Raw genomic sequence first — 19848 nt, 5'->3', positions numbered from 1 at the left:
GACACAGGACATTCCATGGCACCTACTTCACACTCCGCGGCCAGCACAGCCAGTACGGCCGACGCGTCTACCCACGCCAGCCGCTTCGCCGCCGGCCGCAGCCGCGACATCATCTGCCTCGGCCGCTTCGCGGTCGACCTGTACGCGCAGCAGGTCGGCGCGCGGCTCGAAGACGTATCGAGCTTCGCGAAATATCTCGGCGGTTCGTCGGCGAATATCGCGTTCGGCTGCGCGCGCCTCGGGCTCGCGTCGGCGATGCTCGCACGCGTCGGCGACGACCATATGGGCCGCTTTCTGACCGAAACGCTCGCGAACGAAGGCTGCGACGTGAGCCACGTGCGCATCGACCGCGAACGGCTGACCGGGCTCGTGCTGCTCGGCCTGAAGGACCGCGACACCTTCCCGCTGATCTTCTACCGCGAAAACTGCGCCGATATGGCCGTCGACGAAGCGGACTTCGACGAAGCATTTATCGCCTCGTCGAAGGCGTTTCTGATCACCGGCACGCATCTGTCGACGCAACAGGTGAACCGCACGAGCCGCCGCGCGCTCGAGTACGCACGCCGCAACAACGTGCGCACCGTGCTCGACATCGACTACCGTCCGGTGCTGTGGGGTTTGACGGGCAAAGCCGACGGCGAGACGCGCTTTATCGCGAACGAAGGCGTGAGCGCGCATCTGCAAGGCATGCTGCCGTTGTTCGATCTCGTGATCGGCACCGAAGAGGAGTTCTGCATTGCGGGCGGCCACACCGATCTGCTCGAAGCGCTGCGCACGGTGCGCTCGGTCACGCCGGCGACGCTCGTCGTCAAGCGTGGGCCGCTCGGCTGCCAGATTATCGACAGCATCGTGCCGAACAGACTCGACGACGCGCCGATTCACGGCGGCGTGCAGGTCGAAGTGCTGAACGTGCTCGGCGCGGGCGATGCATTCGCGTCGGGCTTCCTGTCGGGGTGGCTGCGCGATCAGCCGCTCGACGCGTGCGCACGCGCCGCGAACGCGAGCGGCGCGCTTGTCGTGTCGCGCCACGGCTGCGCGCCGGCCATGCCGACACCGGCCGAACTCGACTACTTCCTCGCCGAAGCGAAAGCCGATCCGCAGCGGATGCGCCGTCCGGATCTCGACGCAAAGCTCGCGCGCCTGCATCGCGTGACGCCCGCACGCAAGCCTTGGGACGAAGTGCTTGGCTTCGCCTTCGACCATCGCAACCAGTTCTTCGAACTCGCGCAGCAAACCGGGGCGAGCGAAACGCGCATCGCGCAGTTGAAGGGCCTGTTCGTCGACGCCGTCGCGCAAACGGAAGCGGCGCTCGGTCTGCAAGGACGCATCGGCGTGCTGATCGACGACCGCTACGGCCAGGATGCGTTGAACGCCGCGACCGGGCGCGGCTGGTGGATCGGCCGCCCGGTCGAACTGCCCGGCTCGTCGCCGCTCGTGTTCGATCACGGCCGCTCGGTCGGCACGACGCTCACGAGCTGGCCGCGCGAGCATGTCGTGAAATGCCTCGTTCACTATCACCCGGACGAACCGTTCGAACAGCGTATCGAACAGGAAGCGCAACTGCGCGCGCTCTACGACGCAGTGCAGGCGAGCGGCCATGAACTGCTGCTCGAAGTGATTCCGCCGAAACGTGCCGACCTGCCGTGCGATCCGGACGTCGTGCATCGCGCGTTGAAGCGCCTCTACAACATCGGCATCTATCCGGAATGGTGGAAGCTCGCGCCGCTCGATGCCGCGCAATGGCAGGCCGTCGATGCGCTGATCGCCGAGCGCGATCCGTATTGCCGCGGCGTTGTGCTGCTCGGCCTGTCGGCGCCACTCGAGCAGCTGATCGACGGCTTCGGCGCGGCGGCCGCCTCGGCGACCTGCCGCGGCTTTACGGTCGGCCGCACGATCTTCCACGAACCGAGCCACGCGTGGCTCGCGGGCGACATCGGCGACGACGAGCTGATCGCGCGCGTGCGGCGCACTTTCGAAACCTTGATCGCGTCGTGGCGTGCGGCGCGCGGCGGCCACGCCGCGGGCGCTAACACGTCGCGCACGGTCCATCAGGAGCAGGCAGCATGAACCAGCGCGTGTTGGACAAGGAAGCGGCAGCGGCGGCCCAGCAAAACGCCACGCAGGTTTCACCGGACGGCACGATCCGTCTGACCGCGGCGCAGGCGCTGGTGCGCTACCTCGCCGCGCAGCGCGTGGTGACGGAAGACGGCAAAGGCACCGAGCCGCTCTTCGGCGGCGTATTCGCGATCTTTGGGCACGGCAACGTGGCCGGCATCGGCGAGGCGCTCTACCAGCACCGCAACGAGCTGCCGACGCTGCGCGCGCATAACGAGCAGGCGATGGCGCATAGCGCGATTGCCTACGCGAAAGCGCATTTCCGCCGCCGCATGATGGCCGTCACGACATCGATCGGACCCGGCGCGACGAATCTCGTCACCGCGGCCGCGCTCGCGCACGTGAACCGGCTGCCGGTGCTGCTGCTGCCCGGCGATATCTTCGTCTCGCGCGCGCCCGATCCGGTGCTGCAGCAGGTCGAAGACTTCCACGACGGCGGCATCTCCGCGAACGACGTGTTCAAGCCCGTGTCGCGCTATTTCGACCGCATCATGCATCCCGCGCAATTGCTGAGCGCGTTGCCGCGCGCGCTGCGCGTGCTGACCGATGCCGCGCTGTGCGGTCCGGTTACGCTCGCGCTGCCGCAGGACGTGCAAGCCGCGGCCTACGACTATCCGGCCAGCTTCTTCGAGCCGCGCGTCGTGCAGTTTCATGCGCCCGCGCCGGTCGATCATGAGATCGCCGCGGCGCTCGCCCGCTTGCGCAATGCGAAGCGCCCGCTGATTGCCGCAGGCGGCGGCGTGCTCTACGGACGCGCGACCGAAACACTGCGCGCCTTTGCCGCCGAGCACGGCATTCCGGTTGCGGAAACGCAGGCCGGCAAGGGCTCGCTTGCGTGGGGCGACCCGCTCAATATGGGCGCGCTTGGCGTGACCGGTTCGCCCGGCGCGAATGCGCTCGCGCATGAAGCCGATTGCGTACTCGCCGTCGGCACGCGTCTGCAGGATTTCACGACCGGTTCGAACACGCTCTTCACGCAAGCGGACGTGATCGGCATCAACGCGAATGCTTTCGACGGCCTCAAGCACCGCGGGCTGGTCGTCGAAGCCGATGCCGGGCGCGCACTCGCGGCGCTATCCGCGCAACTGAAAGGCTGGCGCGCCGAGCCTGCGTGGACGCAACGCGCGCATCAGCTCGCCGACGAATGGCGCGCCACGGTCGACACACTCACGCACGCGCCGCAACGCGAAAACGTGCTGCCGTACGACGCGGACGTGATCGGCGCGGTGCAGCGCTCGAGCGCGCAGTCGGCGGCCAACGACATCGTCGTCTGCGCGGCCGGCACGCTGCCCGCGGAATTGCACAAGCTGTGGCGCGCGGGCCGCCCGGGCGCGTATCACGTCGAATACGGCTATTCGTGTATGGGCTATGAGATCGCGGGCGGCCTCGGCGTGAAGCTCGCGCGGCCCGAGCGCGAAGTGATCGTGATGGTCGGCGACGGCAGCTACCTGATGCTGAACAGCGAGATCGCCACCTCGGTCATGCTCGGCGCGAAACTGATCGTCGTCGTGCTCGACAACCGCGGCTACGGCTGTATCAACCGTTTGCAGCAGGCCTGCGGCGGCGCGCCGTTCAACAACCTGTTCGAGGACTGCGTGCAGGGCGCGAGCGGCGCGCCGGCCATCGATTTCGCCGCGCATGCGCGCTCGCTCGGCGCACAGGCCGAACATGTCGCGCATATCGGCGAATTCGAAGCCGCGATGCAACGCGCGCGCGCGGCGGATCGCACCTACGTGATCAGCATCGACACCGATCCTGCCCGCACCACCGACGACGGCGGCTGGTGGTGGGAAGTCGCGGTGCCCGAAGTGTCGCCGCGGCCGGGCGTGCGCGAGGCGCGCGCGCAGTATGAGGCGCAGCTTACGGCGCGTGACGGCGGCTCCGATGGCAAGGCTCACGACTGATTGAACACGCGGCCCGACACACGGCCCGACGCACAGCCCAACGCACGGCCCAACGCACGGCCCGACGCACAGCGCAATACGCGCCCCGGGCCAACGAACGAGGAACATCACATGTCAACCTTCGAAGTACGCATCGGCATCAATCCGCTGTCGTGGATGAACGACGATCTGCCGTCGCTCGGCGGCGAAACGCCGCTCGAAGTCGCGCTGACCGAAGGCCGCGAAATCGGCTACCAGGGCTTCGAGCTCGGCAACAAGTTTCCGCGCGAACCGCAGGCGTTAAAGGCGCTGCTAGCGCAGTACGATCTCGCGCTCGTGTCCGGCTGGTATTCGGGAAGGCTCGCCCAACGCAGCGTGGCCGAAGAAATCGAATCGGTCGGGCCGCATCTCGACCTGCTCGCGAAGAACGGCGCGAACGTAATGGTCTACGGCGAAGTGGCCGATTCGATTCAGGGCGCAGCGGCGCCGCTCTATCAGCGCCCACGCTTTTTCACGGACGCGCAATGGAACGCGTACGCGAAACGCGTCGACGAATTCGCGCAATACACGCTAAGCCGCGGCGTGCGGCTCGCGTATCACCATCATATGGGCGCGTATGTCGAGACGCCCGCCGACGTCGACCGGCTGATGGCGCTAACCGGCGATGCGGTCGGCCTGCTGTTCGACGCCGGGCATATCACATTCGCGGGCGGCGATCCGCTCGAGGTGCTCGACAAACACATCGCGCGCGTCTGTCACGTGCACTGCAAGGACGTGCGGCCCGCGGTCATGAAGCTCGCGCGCAATCGCAACTGGAGCTTTCTCGACGCGGTGCTCAATGGCGCATTCACGGTGCCCGGCGACGGCGCGGTCGATTTCGCGGGCATCATCACGCGCCTGAAGCGCCACGGCTATCGCGGCTGGCTCGTCGTCGAAGCGGAGCAGGATCCGGCCATCGCGCCATCGTATGCATTTGCGCAAAAGGGCTACCGCACATTGCGCTCGCTCGTCGATGCCCCGCTCGATGTGGCAAACAAGGCAGCACAGGAGGCAGCATGAGTCTGCTCGTCAAGGCCGAGCGCGAAGGCCAGACCATCGCGCGCGTCACGCCCGATTCGGCGGGCTGGCGATACGTCGGCTTCGCGGCCTACCGGCTCGAAGCGAATGAAGTCGTGCACGTGCTCGAAGCGGCACGCGAAGTGTGCATCGTCGTGCTGGCCGGCGCCGTCGATATCGAAGCCGGCAACGAACGCTGGACCAGTCTCGGCTCGCGCGACAGCGTGTTCGAAGACAGCGCGCCGTATGCCGTGTATCTGCCGCCCGGCGTGCGTGCAACGGTTCGCGCGAACCGCCGCGCGGAACTCGGCGTGGCAAGCGCGCCGGCAACGGGCAAGCTCGCGGCACGGTTGATCGAGCCCGCGACGATGAAGCGCTCGACGCGCGGTAAAGGCGCCAATACGCGCTACGTGTGCGACATCCTTCCGCAAACGGAGCCGGCCGAGTCGCTGCTTGTCGTCGAAGTGCGCACGCCCGGCGGCCATTCGTCGAGCTACCCGCCGCACAAGCACGACACCGACAACATTCCGCACGAAAGCTCGCTCGAAGAGACGTACTACCATCGGCTCAATCCGCGGCAAGGCTTTGCGTTTCAGCGCGTCTATACCGACGAGCGCGATATCGACGAATCGATGGCCGTCGAGGATCACGACGTCGTGATGGTGCCGCGCGGCTACCATCCGGTGATCGTGCCGTATGGCTACGACTCGTACTATCTGAACGTGATGGCCGGCACGCAGCGCGTCTGGCACTTCAAGAACGATCCGGCGCACGAGTGGATCGTCGAGCGCGATGCGCGCGCCTGATGCACGGCCGCGGCCGCGGTCCGGCCCGAGCATGCGCGGTGCCGTGACGTTATCGGAATAACACCTCGCGCACGTGGGCTCTGCTTTGATAGAGGGGCGGTTTCGCCGATGCGAACCACCCCTCTTCCACATAAGGCAGCCCATGACGACATCCGCAACAGGTTCCACTGTCGCCGTCCGCCCGGTCTCCAGCGCGGACCCCGATTCACATCAGGCTTTCGACGCGGCGCCGCGCCGCGAACCGGACGCGACACGTTCGCTCCGCCGCAAACGCCCCCCGCATAACCCGCACAACAGACAGGGGCCGCCGCCTTCGTTGCGGTCGGCCGCCCAGCTGATCGCGCGAGGCGAGTCTTCTGCCCCTGCGCTCACTACGCCGCAAACCGCGGTGGACCCGCTGCATGCGCCGCCCGATTCCACACACCCAACCGAGGCCGAACTAACCTCGTTGCTCGCGCGTTACGACAAAAAAGACGCCAATGCTACCGGCGATACGGATAACGCCGAATGGAGCGCGCAGCTCGAACAAGCCGCGATGGCCGGCTACCCCGACGACGCACGCAATTTCGAGCAGGATGTGCAGCGCGATCTGGGCATGCTCGCGCAATTGCCGGCCGATGTCGCCACTGAGTATCGCGAAAAGATGAAAGCGACGTGGGACGCGTTCGAATCGACACCGAATATATGGCAGCGCGACCAGTACGCCCACGAGGCCGGGACGATTCGCGACCAGATCCGCCGCGACTATCAGGAAGCCCGGACCGACCCGAGCGAGCGCGCGCAGGCCATCTTCAATGTGCCGTTCGGCAGCGACCTGCTCGGCGATAGCGCACAGGAAGATCTCACCGAGCTGGGCGCTCTCAAAAGGCAGTTTCGTCACGCGAATACAAAAGTAGACCGCGAGTCGATCCTTTCCGCTGCGAGCCAGATCAAACATTCGTTGCAGGACCAGATAACCAGCACGTTAAAGAGTCAGATCGAAGTGCATAAGCGTGCCGCGGAGGCCAGCAGAAAAGAGGTCATGCAGGCACTCGACGAGGCGCAGGGGTTAAGCGGGGCGGGCGCGACACCGGGCAACCGTCTCGAGTATTTTACGAGGCTGATATCGCGGGACGAGGCCCACGCGCGCGCGTTCACTGAACTGCGCGACCTCACGGCTGAACGAGTGGAGCAGTTGCAAAAAAGCGATCCCGGCCGCTTGGCGCAACTGATGGCGTTCAAGCCAGAACGGCTTCAACGACAACTGCTGGATTGGGAAAACGCGCTCCTCGCGCAGGATGAGGAAGCCGCGCGCAAGCTGCCGGAAGTGACGCTCGACCGGCTGAAATTCCCGTCGGACGTCCGGCTCTACGTTCCGGCGCCGGGCCCCAACTATGGCGAAGACTTGCGGCTTCGTTACGTCGATGTGATCAATAGTATTGTGGCCGCCGAGAAACGCATTAGCGCGGCGCAGGAACCGCCGTCATCGCCCATCCGCAAGAACTACATCAAGACGCACCAGTCGGCCTAATGAGCTTGCGCTGCCTCCGGCTCCCGCGCCGCACACCGACACGACGAGACGAAGAACCGCGGACGGCGCGCGGTTCAAATGTCCGGGTTTAAGTGTCCGGGTTCAAATATCCATCGCGCGCTCGATCTGCTCACGCAAGGCCGGCGTGCACACGATCACGCGATTGCCGCTGCGCAGACATTCGGGCGTGAGGAAGTCGTTCGCCCAGCCGCCCGCCTCTTCGACGAGCAACACCGCGGCCGCGGCATCCCATGAATTGATGTGCAGCTCGCAATACGCGTCCTGCCTCCCCATCGCGACGTACGCGATGCCGAGCGCGCCGGAGCCGCGCCGCTTCACGCCCGCGCCGAGCGCCTGTAGCCGCCCCTGCACGGTCGCAAAGCCTTCGAACGGGATGCGCGACGACCAGCCCAGTTCGACAACGGACTGCCCGATGTCCGCGATCGTGCTGACCTTGATCGGCACGCCGTTCAACGTCGCGCCCGCACCGCGCCGCGCGGCAAAAAGCTCGTCGAGCATCGGGTCGTAGAGCACGCCGATTTCCGTGCGACCGTCGCGCACGAATGCGATCGACACACAGAAGTGCGGCACGCCGCGGGCGAAATCCGCCGTGCCGTCGATCGGATCGACGATCCACACGTCGCGGCCGAACGACCCACCGCCCTCTTCGCCGAAGAAATCGTCGTCGGGGAACGACTCGGCGATGCGCGCCGCGATCAGACGTTCGACTTCCGCGTCCGTTTCGGTCAGGTAGTCCTGCGGCCCCTTGAATTTGTGCGTCAATGCTTCGCCGCGCTGCTCGAAGCGCAAGCGGATCAGACGGCCCGCTTCGCGCGCGATCGCGCATGCGGCCAGATAGCGATGATTCAACTGCACGTCAGTCATGCCTTCCTCGTTTCGGACAAGCGCGCCGGCGAGCGGCGCGCGGGTGGGTGTGTACCGGGCGTATGACGGCAAATCACATCGATTCGGTCAGCATCCGCCGGTAGTCGTCGGCAGTTGCGAGGCGCGGGTTCGTCTTGTGGCAATGGTCGGCGAGCGCGCCCGCAATGACCTTGTCGAACACGCTCGCGTCGACGCCCATTTGCGCGAGGCCGGTCGGCAGGCCGAGACGCGCGGTCATATCGTGCACGGCTTGTGCGACATCCGCGTTTTCCGGCAGACCCATGGCGCGGCGCATGCGCGCATAGCGATGATTCGCGATCACGCTGTCCGCACTTTCGTTAAAGCGCAGCACGGCCGGCAACACGACCGCGTTCAGCGTGCCGTGATGCAGCGACGTGCGCCCGCCGACCGGCACGCCGCCCAGCGGATGCGACAGCGAATGCACGCAGCCGAGCCCTTTCTGGAACGCCATCGCGCCTTGCATCGACGCGCTCATCATATGGAGCCGCGCATCGCGGTCGTTGCCGTCCGCCGTGGCGCGCCCGATATGCGCCCAGCCGCGCTCGAGCCCGTCGAGCGCGATGCCGTCGGCCGGCGGATTGAACGCCGCCGACAGAAACGTTTCGATGCAATGCGCAATCGCGTCCATACCGGTCGCGGCAGTCAGTGCGGGCGGCAAGCCGAGCGTGAGGCCGGGATCGCAGATCGCCGCCTTCGGCAGCAGATGCCACGAGTGGAAGCCGAGTTTGCGGCCGTCGTTGAGAATCACGATCGCGCCGCGCGCGACTTCGCTGCCGGTGCCCGCGGTGGTCGGCACGGCGATCAGCGGCGCGCATGCCGACGTGATCTTCTCGCTGCCGCCTTCGATCGTCGCGTACTGCGTAAGCGCGCCCGGATGCGCGACGGCGATCGCGGCGCCCTTCGCGAGATCGATCGACGAACCGCCGCCGACCGCGATCAGACCGTCGCAGCCCGCTTCGCGATACCGTTCGGCCGCGGCCAGCACCATCGCCTCGGTCGGATTCGACGGCGTGTCGTCGAATACGGGCGCAGCGCCGCGCTTCGCCGCATCGAGCACGCGCTCGACGAGCCCCGCCGCGACGACGCCCTTGTCGGACACGACCAGTGGCCGCCGTATGCCCGCGCGCTCGCACTCGGCCGGCAATTGCGCGAGCGCGTCGTATCCAAGATGAATGTGGGTCAGGTAGTAGATGTAGGCCATGTCGGTGCGCTCCTCCGGTGCTCGTTCTAATGTCCGTCCCGCCTCGGCCAGAGCCGCAAGCGGGACGGATGCCTGATGCACGTCGATAGACGTTGATGCAACCTGCACGAACCGATGCGTCGCCGTGACGCCTGTTCCATCAGATGAGCGTGGCGCAGCGCGGCGACCGGTATCCAGTCTATCGCGCTCTATGGCGTTCTACTGTCCCGGGCGTTCAACGAATTCGAACGGCAGTCCGCGCCGGCGCATCCATTCGCCGAGCGCCTGGCCGGTGCCCGCGCGCCACGGCCGCAGCTTCGCCGGCTCGACGAGGCGATATTCGAGCAGTTCCGGCGACAGCGCGATCGTTCCGTGCGCCCGCACATGGTACGCAATGATCAGTTCGTTCTTGCGAATAAATTCGTAGACGCCGATAAGCTCGACCGTCTCGGCGACAAGCGATGTCTCTTCTTTCACTTCGCGCGCGATGCCCTGCTCCGGCGTCTCGCCGTTCTCGAGGAACCCGGTGATCAGCGCGAACATCCCCTCCTGCCAGGCAGCGTTGCGCGCCAGCAGAATGCGGCCTTCGTATTCGACGATCGCCGCCACGACCGGCAGCGGATTGTTCCAGTGCACATAACCGCAACCGTCGGCCGGACAACTCTGGCGGATGCGGCCGCCTTCGTGTTCAGGATCGGTGCGCTCGGTGAGCGGCGTCGCACAGCGGGGGCAAAAACGGTAGTCGGTCATGTCGAGGCGATGTTGAGGTTCAGGTTCGCGGGGTTGCGCTATGCAGTTGCGCTAATGTGTTGCGCTTGCATGTTGAATACGTCACGCGGCCATACACAGCTGGCGCACATCGGCGGCGAAGCGCTCGACCGTCTCCGGCTGCGTGTCCCATGCACACATCAGCCGGCAGCCTCCCGCGCCGATAAATTCGTAGAACTTCCAGCCGCGCTCGCGCATCGCTTTTGCGGCGTGCGCGGGCAGCTGCGCAAACACCGCATTCGATTGCGACGGGAACATGATGGAGACGCCCGGAATGTCGGCAAGACGCGACTCCATCAGGCGCGCCATCGCATTCGCGTGGCGCGCATTGCGCAGCCACACATCGTGATCGAGCAGACCGAGCCACGGCGCCGAGATAAAGCGCATTTTCGACGCGAGCTGACCCGCCTGCTTCAACCGGTACGCGAAATCGTCAGCGAGCGCGCGATCGAAAAACACGACCGCTTCGCCGACCGGCAGGCCGTTTTTCGTGCCGCCGAAGCACAGCACATCGACGCCCGCGCGCCACGTGATTTCGGATGGGTGCACGTCGAGCGCGGCAACCGCGTTGGCAAAGCGTGCGCCGTCCATATGCACTTTCAGATGCCGGCGCTTGGCGATCGCCGCAATCGCGCGCACCTCTTGGACGCTATAGACGGTGCCGACTTCGGTCGACTGCGTGAGCGTGACGACCTTCGGCTTCGGATAGTGGATGTCCGCGCGGCGCGTCACGACCGCTTCGATCGCATCGGGCGTGAGCTTGCCGTCCACGCCGGGCGCGGTCAGCAGTTTCGAGCCGTTCGAGAAGAATTCGGGGCCGCCGCATTCGTCGGTTTCGATATGCGCGAGTTCGTGGCAAATCACCGAGTGATACGACTGGCATAGCGAGGCAAGCGCGAGTGAATTCGCCGCCGTGCCGTTGAACACGAAGAACACCTCACAGTCGGTCTGGAACAGGTCGCGCAGACGGTCGCAGACGCGCTGCGTCCAGGAGTCGTCGCCGTAGGCCGGCTCGTGGCCGCTGCCGTTAGCGGCGATCAGCGCTTCGAGCGCCTCGGGACAGATGCCGGCGTAGTTGTCCGACGCGAAATGTTGCATGGCCGCGTGACGCGCGGTGTCTGCCGCGCGCCGAAAAGTAGGGAAGCCGACATTTTAGTGCGCGGACCGGGATCTGTTTGGGGACGATCGCTCGCCGTCGCGACATCACCTTGGTCGTGCGACGGCGACGGCGATCAATCCGGCCGCGCCGGCGAGCAGCGCGCCGGCCGCAAGCCACAACGCAATCGAAAACGAGCCCGTACGCGCTGCAATCGGCGCGGCGATCAGCGGCCCGACGATCTGCCCGAGGCCGTAGGCGGCAGTCGCAAAACCCATCAGCCCGGCCGCGTCGTTGCCGTGCAGTCGGCGCGCCTCGCGCATCGCAAACAGCGTGATCGCGGTGAACGGCAAGCCGATCAGCACGCTGCCGAGCGCGAATCCGCCGGCGCTCGGCCAGACGATGCCCGACGCGATGCCGAGCGCCTGCAGCACATAGCAGGCGGCGAGCAGCGTCCGGTTATCCCAGTGCGCGGGCAGCCGCGCGCCGGCGAGCACGCCCACCATCAGCGCGACGCCGAACATCGGCCAGAAGAGATCGGGCCACACCGAGCCCGGCAATGCGGCGCGCGCGATGACGGGCAGGAAGGTCGCGGTAATGATGTAGCCGAAGCCCGGGATGCCGTAGAGGATGATGAGCCACCACGCGTCGGCGCGATGGGCGTGACGATCGACGGCGACGGCAAGGTTTGCGCGCTCGGGCGCGGATTGAGTCGTGCGGGCGGCGGCCTGCTGCGACGAACCACGGGAATCCGCGGTGGGCGCAGTTGGCCTTAGGATCGGCGGCGCGGTGGCGGTACGCGTGCGGTCGGTGTTGATGGTTGGGGTGCGGGTTGCCTGGCGGGTTGCTGCCCCACCGGTTGCTGTCCCGCGGGTTGCTGCCCCGGTTATGCCGCGAGTCGCGGGGGCGAACACGCGCCACACGAGCGCGGTCAGCACGGCCGACACGATGCCGAAGCCGATCCACCCCGCCGTCGCGCCATACCCGCCCGCGATGCTGACGAACAGGCCAGTCCCAACGATGCCGAAACCGGGGCCGGTATAGACGAGCCCGCCCCACGCACTCTCGCCCAGCTCGGCGAGCCGGCGCAGCCCCCATTGCGACGCGAACACGAAGGTCCACGCGCTCGCGATGCCGGCGACAAACCGCACGGCGCACCACTCCCCGATGTCGTCGACGACACCCATCGCCAGTACCAGCAACGCAGTCGCGCAAAGCCCGCCGCGCACGACGCGCGCCGCATCGACGCGCAGCGCCGCGCAGCTGAGCGCGCCAACGAAATAGCCCGCGTAGTTCGCCGACGCGAGCCAGCCGCCCTGGCGGATGTCGAGCACGCCGCTTTTGAGCATCAGCGGCAACAACGGCGTGAACGCAAAGCGGCCGACGCCGAGCGCAACCGCGAGCGTGACCATGCACGCGAACGCCGCGCGCCGCGCCGCGGCGGGCTCAGCGCGCAGGTGCAGCGCAGCGCGGGTCAGATCATTCATAAGGCGAATAGAGGGCGTAGCGGCTCGGCGAGCGTTTGGGTGGCGCAGTCGAACGATGTCGCGCGGGGTGTCCGCGCGACGATGTACACGTTACATGTTAATCGGCCTTTTTTATTCTAAAAAATGAATTATATTGATTCGAATCATCACCCGAAGAGATGCTCGGAGACCCCATGGACCTTGCCGCATTGACGATTTTTCGCGCCGTGGTACGCGAAAACGGTGTGACACGGGCGGCCGCGAAGCTGAACCGCGTGCAATCGAACGTCACGACGCGCATCAAGCAGCTCGAAGAACAGCTCGGCACCGATCTTTTTATCCGCGATGGGCGGCGTCTCGTGCTGACGCCGGCCGGCGAAACGTTGCTGCCCTACGCGGAGCGCCTGCTTGCGCTCGCCGACGAAGCGCGCCACGCGGTGCGCGAGAACCGTCCGAGCGGACGGCTGCGTTTAGGCACGATGGAAAGCGTCGCGGCCACACGGATGCCGGAACTGCTCGCGAAGTATCACCAGACCTGGCCCGATGTGTCGCTCGAACTCGAGACCGGCACCACCGGACGGTTGATCGAACGCGTGCGCGAATTCGAAGTGGACGCCGCGGTGGTCGCGACGCCACTCGACGTGACCGTGTCGCTTGGGGAGCAGTTCGACACCGTACCGGTGTTTCGCGAGGAGCTCGTGATGCTGACGCCACGCGAGCATCCGCCGATCGGTCATGCGCGCGATATCGCGCTGTCGACGCTGATTGCTTTCGAACGCGGCTGCGCGTATCGCAGCTACGTCGAGAAGTGGTACCACGAGCATGGCATGCAGCCGACGCGCGTGCTCGAACTGGGCTCGTATCACGCAATCGTCGCGTGCGTCGCGGCGGGCGCGGGCGTGGCCGTCGCGCCGCGCTCGGTGCTGGAACTGCAGCCCGACGTGAACAACATCGCGATCCATTCGCTCGGTGATCTCGGAACGATCGACACGCTGCTAATCTGGCGGCGCGGGCATTTTTCGTCAGCGCTCAATGCGCTGCGGGAAATGCTGCTCGAGCGGAGCAATGTGAAGGCGGAGAAGGCGGTGGCGGAAGATAGAGGTGGCGCGACATTGGAGGTGGCGTAGCGCTATTCTTATCAAAAAACGGCCTATCTTATCAAATCGGGGCCTATCTTATCATTTTGATAAGATTTTTGATAAGATCGTGATAAGATTATCAAAATCTTATCACTGAGGCGCCTGTGCCGAGCCATCTTCTCATCGACATCCTCGCCTACGCTGAACAGGCGCAAACGGAGCTGTCTCCAGCAGAAATCACGGACCGCGTCGGAAAGTCCCGACCGACCGTCAACCGGGCGCTGGCGAAGCTTGTCACTGACGGCCGCCTCGTCTCGTCTGGCGCCGGCCCCTCGACGCGTTATCGGCTTCCAACGCAGACCCATGTCCCGGCGCGGCGACCGGCGTCCACGTCCACGGTCGCGGAAACGCTTCAATGGAGCCCTGCGAGCCGCGCGCTTGTCGACGCCCTCTCGGCGCCAATCGGAGAACGAACTCCGGTCACTTACCAGCGCGCGTTCGTGGACGACTACGAACCCAATGTATCAAGTCTTCTGCCGCCGGCACTTGCCGCCGAACTGCATGCAGCCGGTCGTCTGCAAGGACAGCAACCCGCGGGCACTTACCTGCGCAAGGTCCTCGAGCAGCTTCTCATCGATCTGTCCTGGCACTCTTCGCGTCTCGAAGGCAACCGCAAGAGCCTGCTCGACACCCGTGAGCTATTCGAGCGAGGCCGATCGGCGAGCGATGACCTCGACGCGACAATGCTGCTGAATCACAAGGAAGCGATAGAATTTCTGGCTGATGCGGTGCCCACGGACGGGATGATTGTCCCCGTCGTGCGCAACCTGCAAAGCGTGCTGATGCAGGGCCTGATGCACGATGACACGGACCTGGGCGCCATACGGCAAAAAATCGTCCACATCCAGGATTCCGTCTATCTGCCCGCCCAAATGCCGTCCCTGCTCGAAGAGATGCTGGGGCTCATCGTCGACAAGGCACGCCAGACACAGAATCCCGTTGAAGCGGCGTTCTTCCTGTGGGTCAACCTCGCGTATCTGCAACCGTTTGTGGATGGCAACAAGCGCACCAGCCGTCTCGCCGCCAATATGCCGCTTCTGCTCGCGAACTGCGCGCCACTGTCGTTTCTCGATGTGACCCAGGCCGACTACGCAGAGGCGATGCTGGGCGTCTACGAGCAGACAAGCGTCGCGATGGCCGTGGATCTGTTCGCGTGGACCTACAGACGGTCAATCATGAAATACCGCGTGATCGAGCAGGCGATGGGGGTACAGGATCCGCTGCGCGTCCGTCTGCGTGAGAAGCTCAACGACGCCATTCAGCAAATTGTCTATCACGGCAACACGCTCGCCGCGACGGTTGCAAGCCTGGGTCTTGAGCCGGAGGACCTTAAACCGTTTAACGCGATGCTTGAAAACGAGCTGAAAATTCTTGCCGTCCATAACTGCGCGCGCTACCGGTTGCCGATCAGGAAGACGCAGGAATGGATCGATGCGGGGCGCCCATACTGAAGGCGACGTCTTCGCGAGTATTAAGGCCAAAAGCAAAAACCCAAAAAGTTGACGCTCAACTTTTGGGGTTCTGTTTTACTTCCGGAGCGACTTTACGCGCGCAAAGTCGCTCTTTGCCGCAGGCCTTAAAGCTGCGCTTCGACCCAGCCCTTCACACCCGCAAGCGCCGCCGGCAAGTTAGCCGGCTCGGTTCCGCCGGCCTGCGCCATGTCCGGGCGCCCGCCGCCCTTGCCACCGACCTGCTGCGCGACGAAGTTGACGAGTTCGCCCGCCTTCACTTTCTTGCTGGCATCCGACGTCACACCCGCAATCAGGCTGACCTTGCCGCCCTCGACCGACGCGAGCACGATCGCGGCGCTCTTCAGCTTGTCCTTGAGCTTGTCGACCGTTTCGCGCAGCGTCTTCACGTCCGCGCCGTCGAGCGTCGCGGCCAGCACGTGCACGCCGGCCACTTCGATCGCCTGGCCCGCCAGTTCGTCGCCCTGGCTCGATGCGAGCTTCGACTTCAGCGCGCCCAGTTCCTTTTCGAGCGACTTCACCTGGTCCTGCACCTGCGCGATGCGTTGCGTAAGCTCCGACGGCTGCGCCTTCAGCGCGCCTGCGGCCGCGTTGATGCGCGCGTCGAGTTCCTGCACGTAGCGCACCGCGTTGTCGCCGGTGATCGCCTCAACCCGGCGGATGCCCGCCGCGACGCCGCCTTCCATCACGATCTTGAAGAAGCCGATATCGCCGGTGCGCTGCACGTGCGTGCCGCCGCACAATTCGCGCGAGAAGCCGAGATCGAGCACACGCACTTCGTCGCCGTATTTTTCGCCGAAAAGCGCCATGGCGCCGCCCTTCACGGCTTCGTCGAAAGGCATCACGCGGATCACGCCCGGCGCGTTCGCGAGCACTTCCGCATTGACGATCGCTTCGACGCGGCGAATCTGATCGTCCGTCATCGGCGCGTTGTGCGCGAAGTCGAAGCGGGTCTTGTCGGCATCGACGAGCGAGCCTTTCTGCTGCACGTGAGCGCCGAGCACTTCGCGCAGCGCCTTGTGCATCAGGTGCGTGGCCGAGTGGTTGCGGGCCGTGCGTGCGCGCCGGATCGCGTCGATCTCCGCCTTCACGACGTCGCCGACCTTGAGCGTGCCCTGTTCGAGCTCGCCGTGATGGCCGATCACGTCTGCCTGCACCTTCTGCGTATCGGCGACCGCGAAGCGCACGCTTGCGTTCGCAAGCAGGCCCTGGTCGCCGATCTGGCCGCCCGATTCCGCGTAGAACGGCGTGTGATCGAGCACGACCACGGCTTGCTGGCCCTTCTTGACTTCGTTGACCGCCGCGCCGTCGACATACAGCGCGATCACCTTCGCGTCGTCGAAGACGATCTCTTCGTAGCCGTGGAACGTGGTCTTCGCGCCCGAGTATTCGAGGCCCTGCGCCATCTTGAACTTGCCGGCCGCGCGCGCCTGCTCGCGCTGGCGCGCCATCGCTTCATCGAACGCCGGTTCGTCGACGGTGACGCCGCGTTCGCGGCACACGTCCGCGGTCAGATCGAGCGGGAAGCCGTACGTGTCGTGCAGCTTGAACGCGAGTTCGCCGTCGAGCGTTTTTCCACCTTTCGAATCGAGGTCGGCCAGCGCGCTTTCGAGAATCGACATGCCGTGCTCGATCGTTTCGAAGAAGCGCTCTTCTTCCTGACGCAGCACGTCGGTCACGCGCGCTTCGGCTTCCTTGAGCTCCGGATACGCGCCGCCCATCTGCGCGACGAGGTCCGCCACCAGCTTGTGGAAGAACGCGCCCTTGCGGCCGAGCTTGTAGCCGTGGCGAATCGCGCGGCGCACGATCCGGCGCAGCACATAGCCGCGGCCTTCGTTGCCCGGAATCACGCCGTCGACAATCAAAAACGAGCACGCGCGGATATGGTCGGCAATGACCTTCAGCGAGTTGTTGGTCAGATCGGCAACGCCGGTTTCGCGCCCCGCCGCCGAGATCAGTGCCTGGAACAGATCGATTTCGTAGTTGCTGTGCACGTGCTGCAGCACGGCCGCGATCCGCTCGAGACCCATGCCGGTGTCCACGCAGGGCTTCGGCAGCGGCGTCATATTGCCCTGCGCGTCGCGGTTGAACTGCATGAACACGAGGTTCCAGATCTCGATATAGCGGTCGCCGTCTTCTTCAGGCGATCCCGGCGGGCCGCCCCACACGTCCGGACCGTGGTCGTAGAAAATTTCCGAGCAAGGACCGCACGGACCGGTGTCGGCCATTTGCCAGAAGTTGTCCGACGCGTAACGCGCGCCCTTGTTGTCGCCGATGCGAATGATGCGCTCGGTCGGCACGCCGACGTCGTTTGCCCAGATGCCGTACGCCTCGTCGTCTTCCTGGTAGACGGTGACCCACAGCTTGTCCTTCGGCAGCTGGTAGACGGTGGTGAGCAGCTCCCACGCGTAGTGGATCGCGTCGCGCTTGAAATAGTCGCCGAACGAGAAGTTGCCGAGCATCTCGAAGAACGTATGGTGACGCGCGGTGTAGCCGACGTTTTCGAGGTCGTTGTGCTTGCCGCCCGCGCGCACGCTGCGCTGCGCGGTTGTGGCGCGCGAATACGGACGCTTTTCGGTGCCGAGGAACACGTCCTTGAACTGAACCATGCCCGAGTTCGTGAAGAGCAGCGTCGGGTCGTTGCCCGGCACGAGGCTCGACGAACGGACGATCGTGTGGCCCTTCGATTCGAAGAACTTGAGGAATTTCTCGCGGATTTCGGCGGCTTTCATAACGTGCTGGGGACGGGTTCCGGGCATGGATCCGACGCCTTGTTAAAGGTTTGTCGGCGTCGTGAATCGGGGGTTTCCTGAACCGCCGATTATACGGGATCGGCGCGCGGGCGCGACGGCGCCTCGCCCGCCGCGCACGGCGCTGGCCGAATGGCCAGGCGAATCGACCGGAAGCGCCGCCCGGCGCGGCTCGCGTTGGCCTTATCCGGTAGTCAGCGTCCGGTACTCAGCGCGTTTCTTCGCGCGTTCTCTCACGCGTTTCTTCGCACGTTCCGCGCCGCTTCCCATCGCATGTGCGTTTTGCCTATGCCGTTTGGCCGAATAGGCCCGCGTGTCACGATCGCTTAAGATGCGTGACGTCGCTGCAATCCGCTTGCCATCGCGGTGAGGCGCGCCGCCGCGCCATCCGCATCACGAGGAGACATCAACCGAACATGGGCGCTCTCAGTCATATCCGCGTGCTGGATCTCAGCCGCGTGCTCGCCGGTCCGTGGTGCGCGCAAACCCTCGCCGATTTCGGCGCCGACGTGATCAAGATCGAACGTCCGGGCGCCGGCGACGACACGCGGCAGTGGGGCCCGCCGTACCTGAAAACGCCGGACGGCGCCGATACGCGTGAAGCCGCGTACTACCTCGCGGCAAACCGCAACAAGCGTTCGGTCACGGTCGATATCGCCACTGCCGAAGGTCAGCGCATCGTGCGCGAGCTGGCCGCGCAGAGCGATGTCGTGCTGGAAAACTACAAGGTCGGGCAACTCAAGCGCTACGGGCTCGATTACGAATCGCTGCGCGCGGTGAAGCCGGATCTGATCTACTGCTCGGTTACCGGCTTCGGGCAGACCGGCCCGTACGCGCAGCGCGCGGGCTACGACTTTATCGTTCAGGGCCTCGGCGGTTTCATGAGCATCACCGGCGAGCGCGATGGCGAACCGGGCGGCGGCCCGCAAAAGGCCGGCGTCGCGATCGCCGATCTGATGACGGGCATGTATGCGACGGTCGCGGTGCTCACGGCGCTCGCGCATCGCGATCGCACCGGCGCCGGGCAGTACATCGACATGGCGCTGCTCGACGTGCAGGTCGCGATGCTCGCCAACATGAACTCGAATTTCCTCGCAAGCGGCACGCCGCCCGCGCGCTGGGGCAATGCTCACCCGAACATCGTCCCGTATCAGACGTTCCAGACGAGCGACGGATGGATCATCGTCGCGGTCGGCAACGACGGGCAGTTCCGCAAGTTCGTCGAAGCCGGCGGCCGTGCGCAACTTGCCGATGACGAGCGTTTTGCGACGAACCCGGCGCGCGTGCGCAACCGCGAAACGCTGGTGCCGCTGCTTGCCGCGATGGTGCGCGAGCGCGGCAAGCGCGAGTGGATCGAAGCGCTCGAAGCCGCGCAGGTGCCGTGCGGGCCGATCAACGATCTGCGAGAGGTGTTCGATAACGAGCAGGTCATCGCGCGCGGCATGCAGATCGATCTGCCGCATCCGTCAGGCAGCACCGTGAAGCTCGTGCGCAATCCGATCAACATGACGGAAACGCCGCCGCAAGCGGTCGCGCATCCGCCGACGTTAGGCGAGCACACCGAGGACGTGCTGCGCAGCGTACTCGGCTACGACGACGCGCGAATCGCCGCGTTGCGCGCGCAACAGGTCGTGTGACCGGGCGCTCAGGAAGGCGCTCAGGAGGCCGCTCAGCTGGCCCCTCAGGGGGCCGCTCGGTTGGCGC

14 protein-coding genes are annotated in these 19848 nt (G+C 65.5%); 8 read left to right on the top strand and 6 right to left on the bottom strand.

Annotation, left to right across the window (positions count from 1 at the left end; translation table 11 throughout):
• The first annotated feature begins 15 nt into the window (after positions 1-15).
• The 5 genes from KZJ38_RS07945 (at position 16) to KZJ38_RS07925 (ending at position 7370) form a co-directional block, all read left to right on the top strand.
• Entirely contained in the window at positions 16-2067 is a 2052-nt protein-coding gene (locus KZJ38_RS07945) for a bifunctional 5-dehydro-2-deoxygluconokinase/5-dehydro-2-deoxyphosphogluconate aldolase (protein WP_219799541.1), read from the top strand.
• Positions 2064-4019, top strand: a complete 1956-nt coding sequence (gene iolD / locus KZJ38_RS07940) for a 3D-(3,5/4)-trihydroxycyclohexane-1,2-dione acylhydrolase (decyclizing) (RefSeq protein WP_219799540.1) — start codon at positions 2064-2066, stop codon at positions 4017-4019. The genes KZJ38_RS07945 and iolD overlap by 4 nt, the downstream gene beginning before the upstream one ends.
• Before the next feature lie 111 nt (positions 4020-4130).
• Complete coding sequence (iolE, locus tag KZJ38_RS07935) at positions 4131-5057, top strand: myo-inosose-2 dehydratase (protein ID WP_219799539.1); 927 nt, start codon at positions 4131-4133, stop codon at positions 5055-5057.
• A complete protein-coding gene (gene iolB / locus KZJ38_RS07930) occupies positions 5054-5860 on the top strand; it encodes a 5-deoxy-glucuronate isomerase (protein ID WP_219799538.1) in 807 nt (268 codons plus the stop codon). Before iolE ends, iolB begins: the two co-directional genes overlap by 4 nt.
• A 142-nt stretch (positions 5861-6002) precedes the next feature.
• Complete coding sequence (locus KZJ38_RS07925) at positions 6003-7370, top strand: hypothetical protein (RefSeq protein WP_219799537.1); 1368 nt, start codon at positions 6003-6005, stop codon at positions 7368-7370.
• Between the two features lie 102 nt (positions 7371-7472).
• On the opposite strand, the gene KZJ38_RS07920 is transcribed toward KZJ38_RS07925, so the two are convergent.
• The 5 genes from KZJ38_RS07920 to KZJ38_RS07900 form a co-directional block, all read right to left on the bottom strand.
• Complete coding sequence (locus KZJ38_RS07920; protein WP_219799536.1) at positions 7473-8255, bottom strand: inositol monophosphatase family protein; 783 nt, start codon at positions 8253-8255, stop codon at positions 7473-7475.
• A 73-nt stretch (positions 8256-8328) separates the two neighbouring features.
• A complete protein-coding gene (locus tag KZJ38_RS07915) occupies positions 8329-9477 on the bottom strand; it encodes an iron-containing alcohol dehydrogenase (protein ID WP_219799535.1) in 1149 nt (382 codons plus the stop codon).
• 198 nt (positions 9478-9675) lie between these two features.
• A complete protein-coding gene (locus tag KZJ38_RS07910) occupies positions 9676-10206 on the bottom strand; it encodes an NUDIX domain-containing protein (protein ID WP_219799534.1) in 531 nt (176 codons plus the stop codon).
• Positions 10207-10287: 81 nt separating this feature from the next.
• Positions 10288-11322, bottom strand: coding sequence for a threonine aldolase family protein (locus KZJ38_RS07905; protein WP_219799533.1), 1035 nt, complete (start codon positions 11320-11322; stop codon positions 10288-10290).
• Between the two features lie 105 nt (positions 11323-11427).
• Positions 11428-12807, bottom strand: coding sequence for a YbfB/YjiJ family MFS transporter (locus tag KZJ38_RS07900; RefSeq protein ID WP_219799532.1), 1380 nt, complete (start codon positions 12805-12807; stop codon positions 11428-11430).
• 173 nt (positions 12808-12980) lie between these two features.
• Here KZJ38_RS07900 and KZJ38_RS07895 point away from each other — a divergent pair, with 173 nt between their 5' ends.
• Both KZJ38_RS07895 and KZJ38_RS07890 read left to right on the top strand, forming a co-directional pair.
• On the top strand, positions 12981-13913 hold the full coding sequence (locus KZJ38_RS07895; RefSeq protein WP_219799531.1) for a LysR family transcriptional regulator: 933 nt from the start codon (positions 12981-12983) through the stop codon (positions 13911-13913).
• 116 nt (positions 13914-14029) lie between these two features.
• The gene (locus KZJ38_RS07890) at positions 14030-15376 is read left to right on the top strand and encodes a Fic family protein (protein WP_246641685.1); all 1347 of its coding nucleotides are present in this window, start codon (positions 14030-14032) and stop codon (positions 15374-15376) included.
• A gap of 125 nt (positions 15377-15501) precedes the next feature.
• On the opposite strand, the gene alaS is transcribed toward KZJ38_RS07890, so the two are convergent.
• On the bottom strand, positions 15502-18126 hold the full coding sequence (gene alaS, locus KZJ38_RS07885; RefSeq protein ID WP_219799530.1) for an alanine--tRNA ligase: 2625 nt from the start codon (positions 18124-18126) through the stop codon (positions 15502-15504).
• A gap of 434 nt (positions 18127-18560) precedes the next feature.
• Here alaS and KZJ38_RS07880 point away from each other — a divergent pair, with 434 nt between their 5' ends.
• Positions 18561-19781 (top strand): CaiB/BaiF CoA transferase family protein, encoded by a 1221-nt coding sequence (locus KZJ38_RS07880; RefSeq protein WP_219799529.1) that lies wholly within the window; start codon positions 18561-18563, stop codon positions 19779-19781.
• Positions 19782-19848: the final 67 nt, after the last annotated feature.

Source organism: Paraburkholderia edwinii, assembly GCF_019428685.1.
In the GTDB taxonomy this organism is placed as follows: Bacteria; Pseudomonadota; Gammaproteobacteria; order Burkholderiales; family Burkholderiaceae; genus Paraburkholderia; species Paraburkholderia edwinii.
Note: the sequence above shows the minus strand (reverse complement) of the source record. Positions and strands in the feature narration are given on the sequence as shown.

Excerpts from the sequence above, each read along its gene's own strand:
- KZJ38_RS07945 (WP_219799541.1), top strand. The coding sequence starts at position 16 with ATGGCACCTACTTCACACTCCGCGGCCAGCACAGCCAGTACGGCCGAC.
- iolD (WP_219799540.1), top strand. The coding sequence starts at position 2,064 with ATGAACCAGCGCGTGTTGGACAAGGAAGCGGCAGCGGCGGCCCAGCAA.
- iolE (WP_219799539.1), top strand. The coding sequence starts at position 4,131 with ATGTCAACCTTCGAAGTACGCATCGGCATCAATCCGCTGTCGTGGATG.
- iolB (WP_219799538.1), top strand. The coding sequence starts at position 5,054 with ATGAGTCTGCTCGTCAAGGCCGAGCGCGAAGGCCAGACCATCGCGCGC.
- KZJ38_RS07925 (WP_219799537.1), top strand. The coding sequence starts at position 6,003 with ATGACGACATCCGCAACAGGTTCCACTGTCGCCGTCCGCCCGGTCTCC.
- KZJ38_RS07920 (WP_219799536.1), bottom strand. The coding sequence starts at position 8,255 with ATGACTGACGTGCAGTTGAATCATCGCTATCTGGCCGCATGCGCGATC.
- KZJ38_RS07915 (WP_219799535.1), bottom strand. The coding sequence starts at position 9,477 with ATGGCCTACATCTACTACCTGACCCACATTCATCTTGGATACGACGCG.
- KZJ38_RS07910 (WP_219799534.1), bottom strand. The coding sequence starts at position 10,206 with ATGACCGACTACCGTTTTTGCCCCCGCTGTGCGACGCCGCTCACCGAG.
- KZJ38_RS07905 (WP_219799533.1), bottom strand. The coding sequence starts at position 11,322 with ATGCAACATTTCGCGTCGGACAACTACGCCGGCATCTGTCCCGAGGCG.
- KZJ38_RS07900 (WP_219799532.1), bottom strand. The coding sequence starts at position 12,807 with ATGAATGATCTGACCCGCGCTGCGCTGCACCTGCGCGCTGAGCCCGCC.
- KZJ38_RS07895 (WP_219799531.1), top strand. The coding sequence starts at position 12,981 with ATGGACCTTGCCGCATTGACGATTTTTCGCGCCGTGGTACGCGAAAAC.
- alaS (WP_219799530.1), bottom strand. The coding sequence starts at position 18,126 with ATGAAAGCCGCCGAAATCCGCGAGAAATTCCTCAAGTTCTTCGAATCG.
- KZJ38_RS07880 (WP_219799529.1), top strand. The coding sequence starts at position 18,561 with ATGGGCGCTCTCAGTCATATCCGCGTGCTGGATCTCAGCCGCGTGCTC.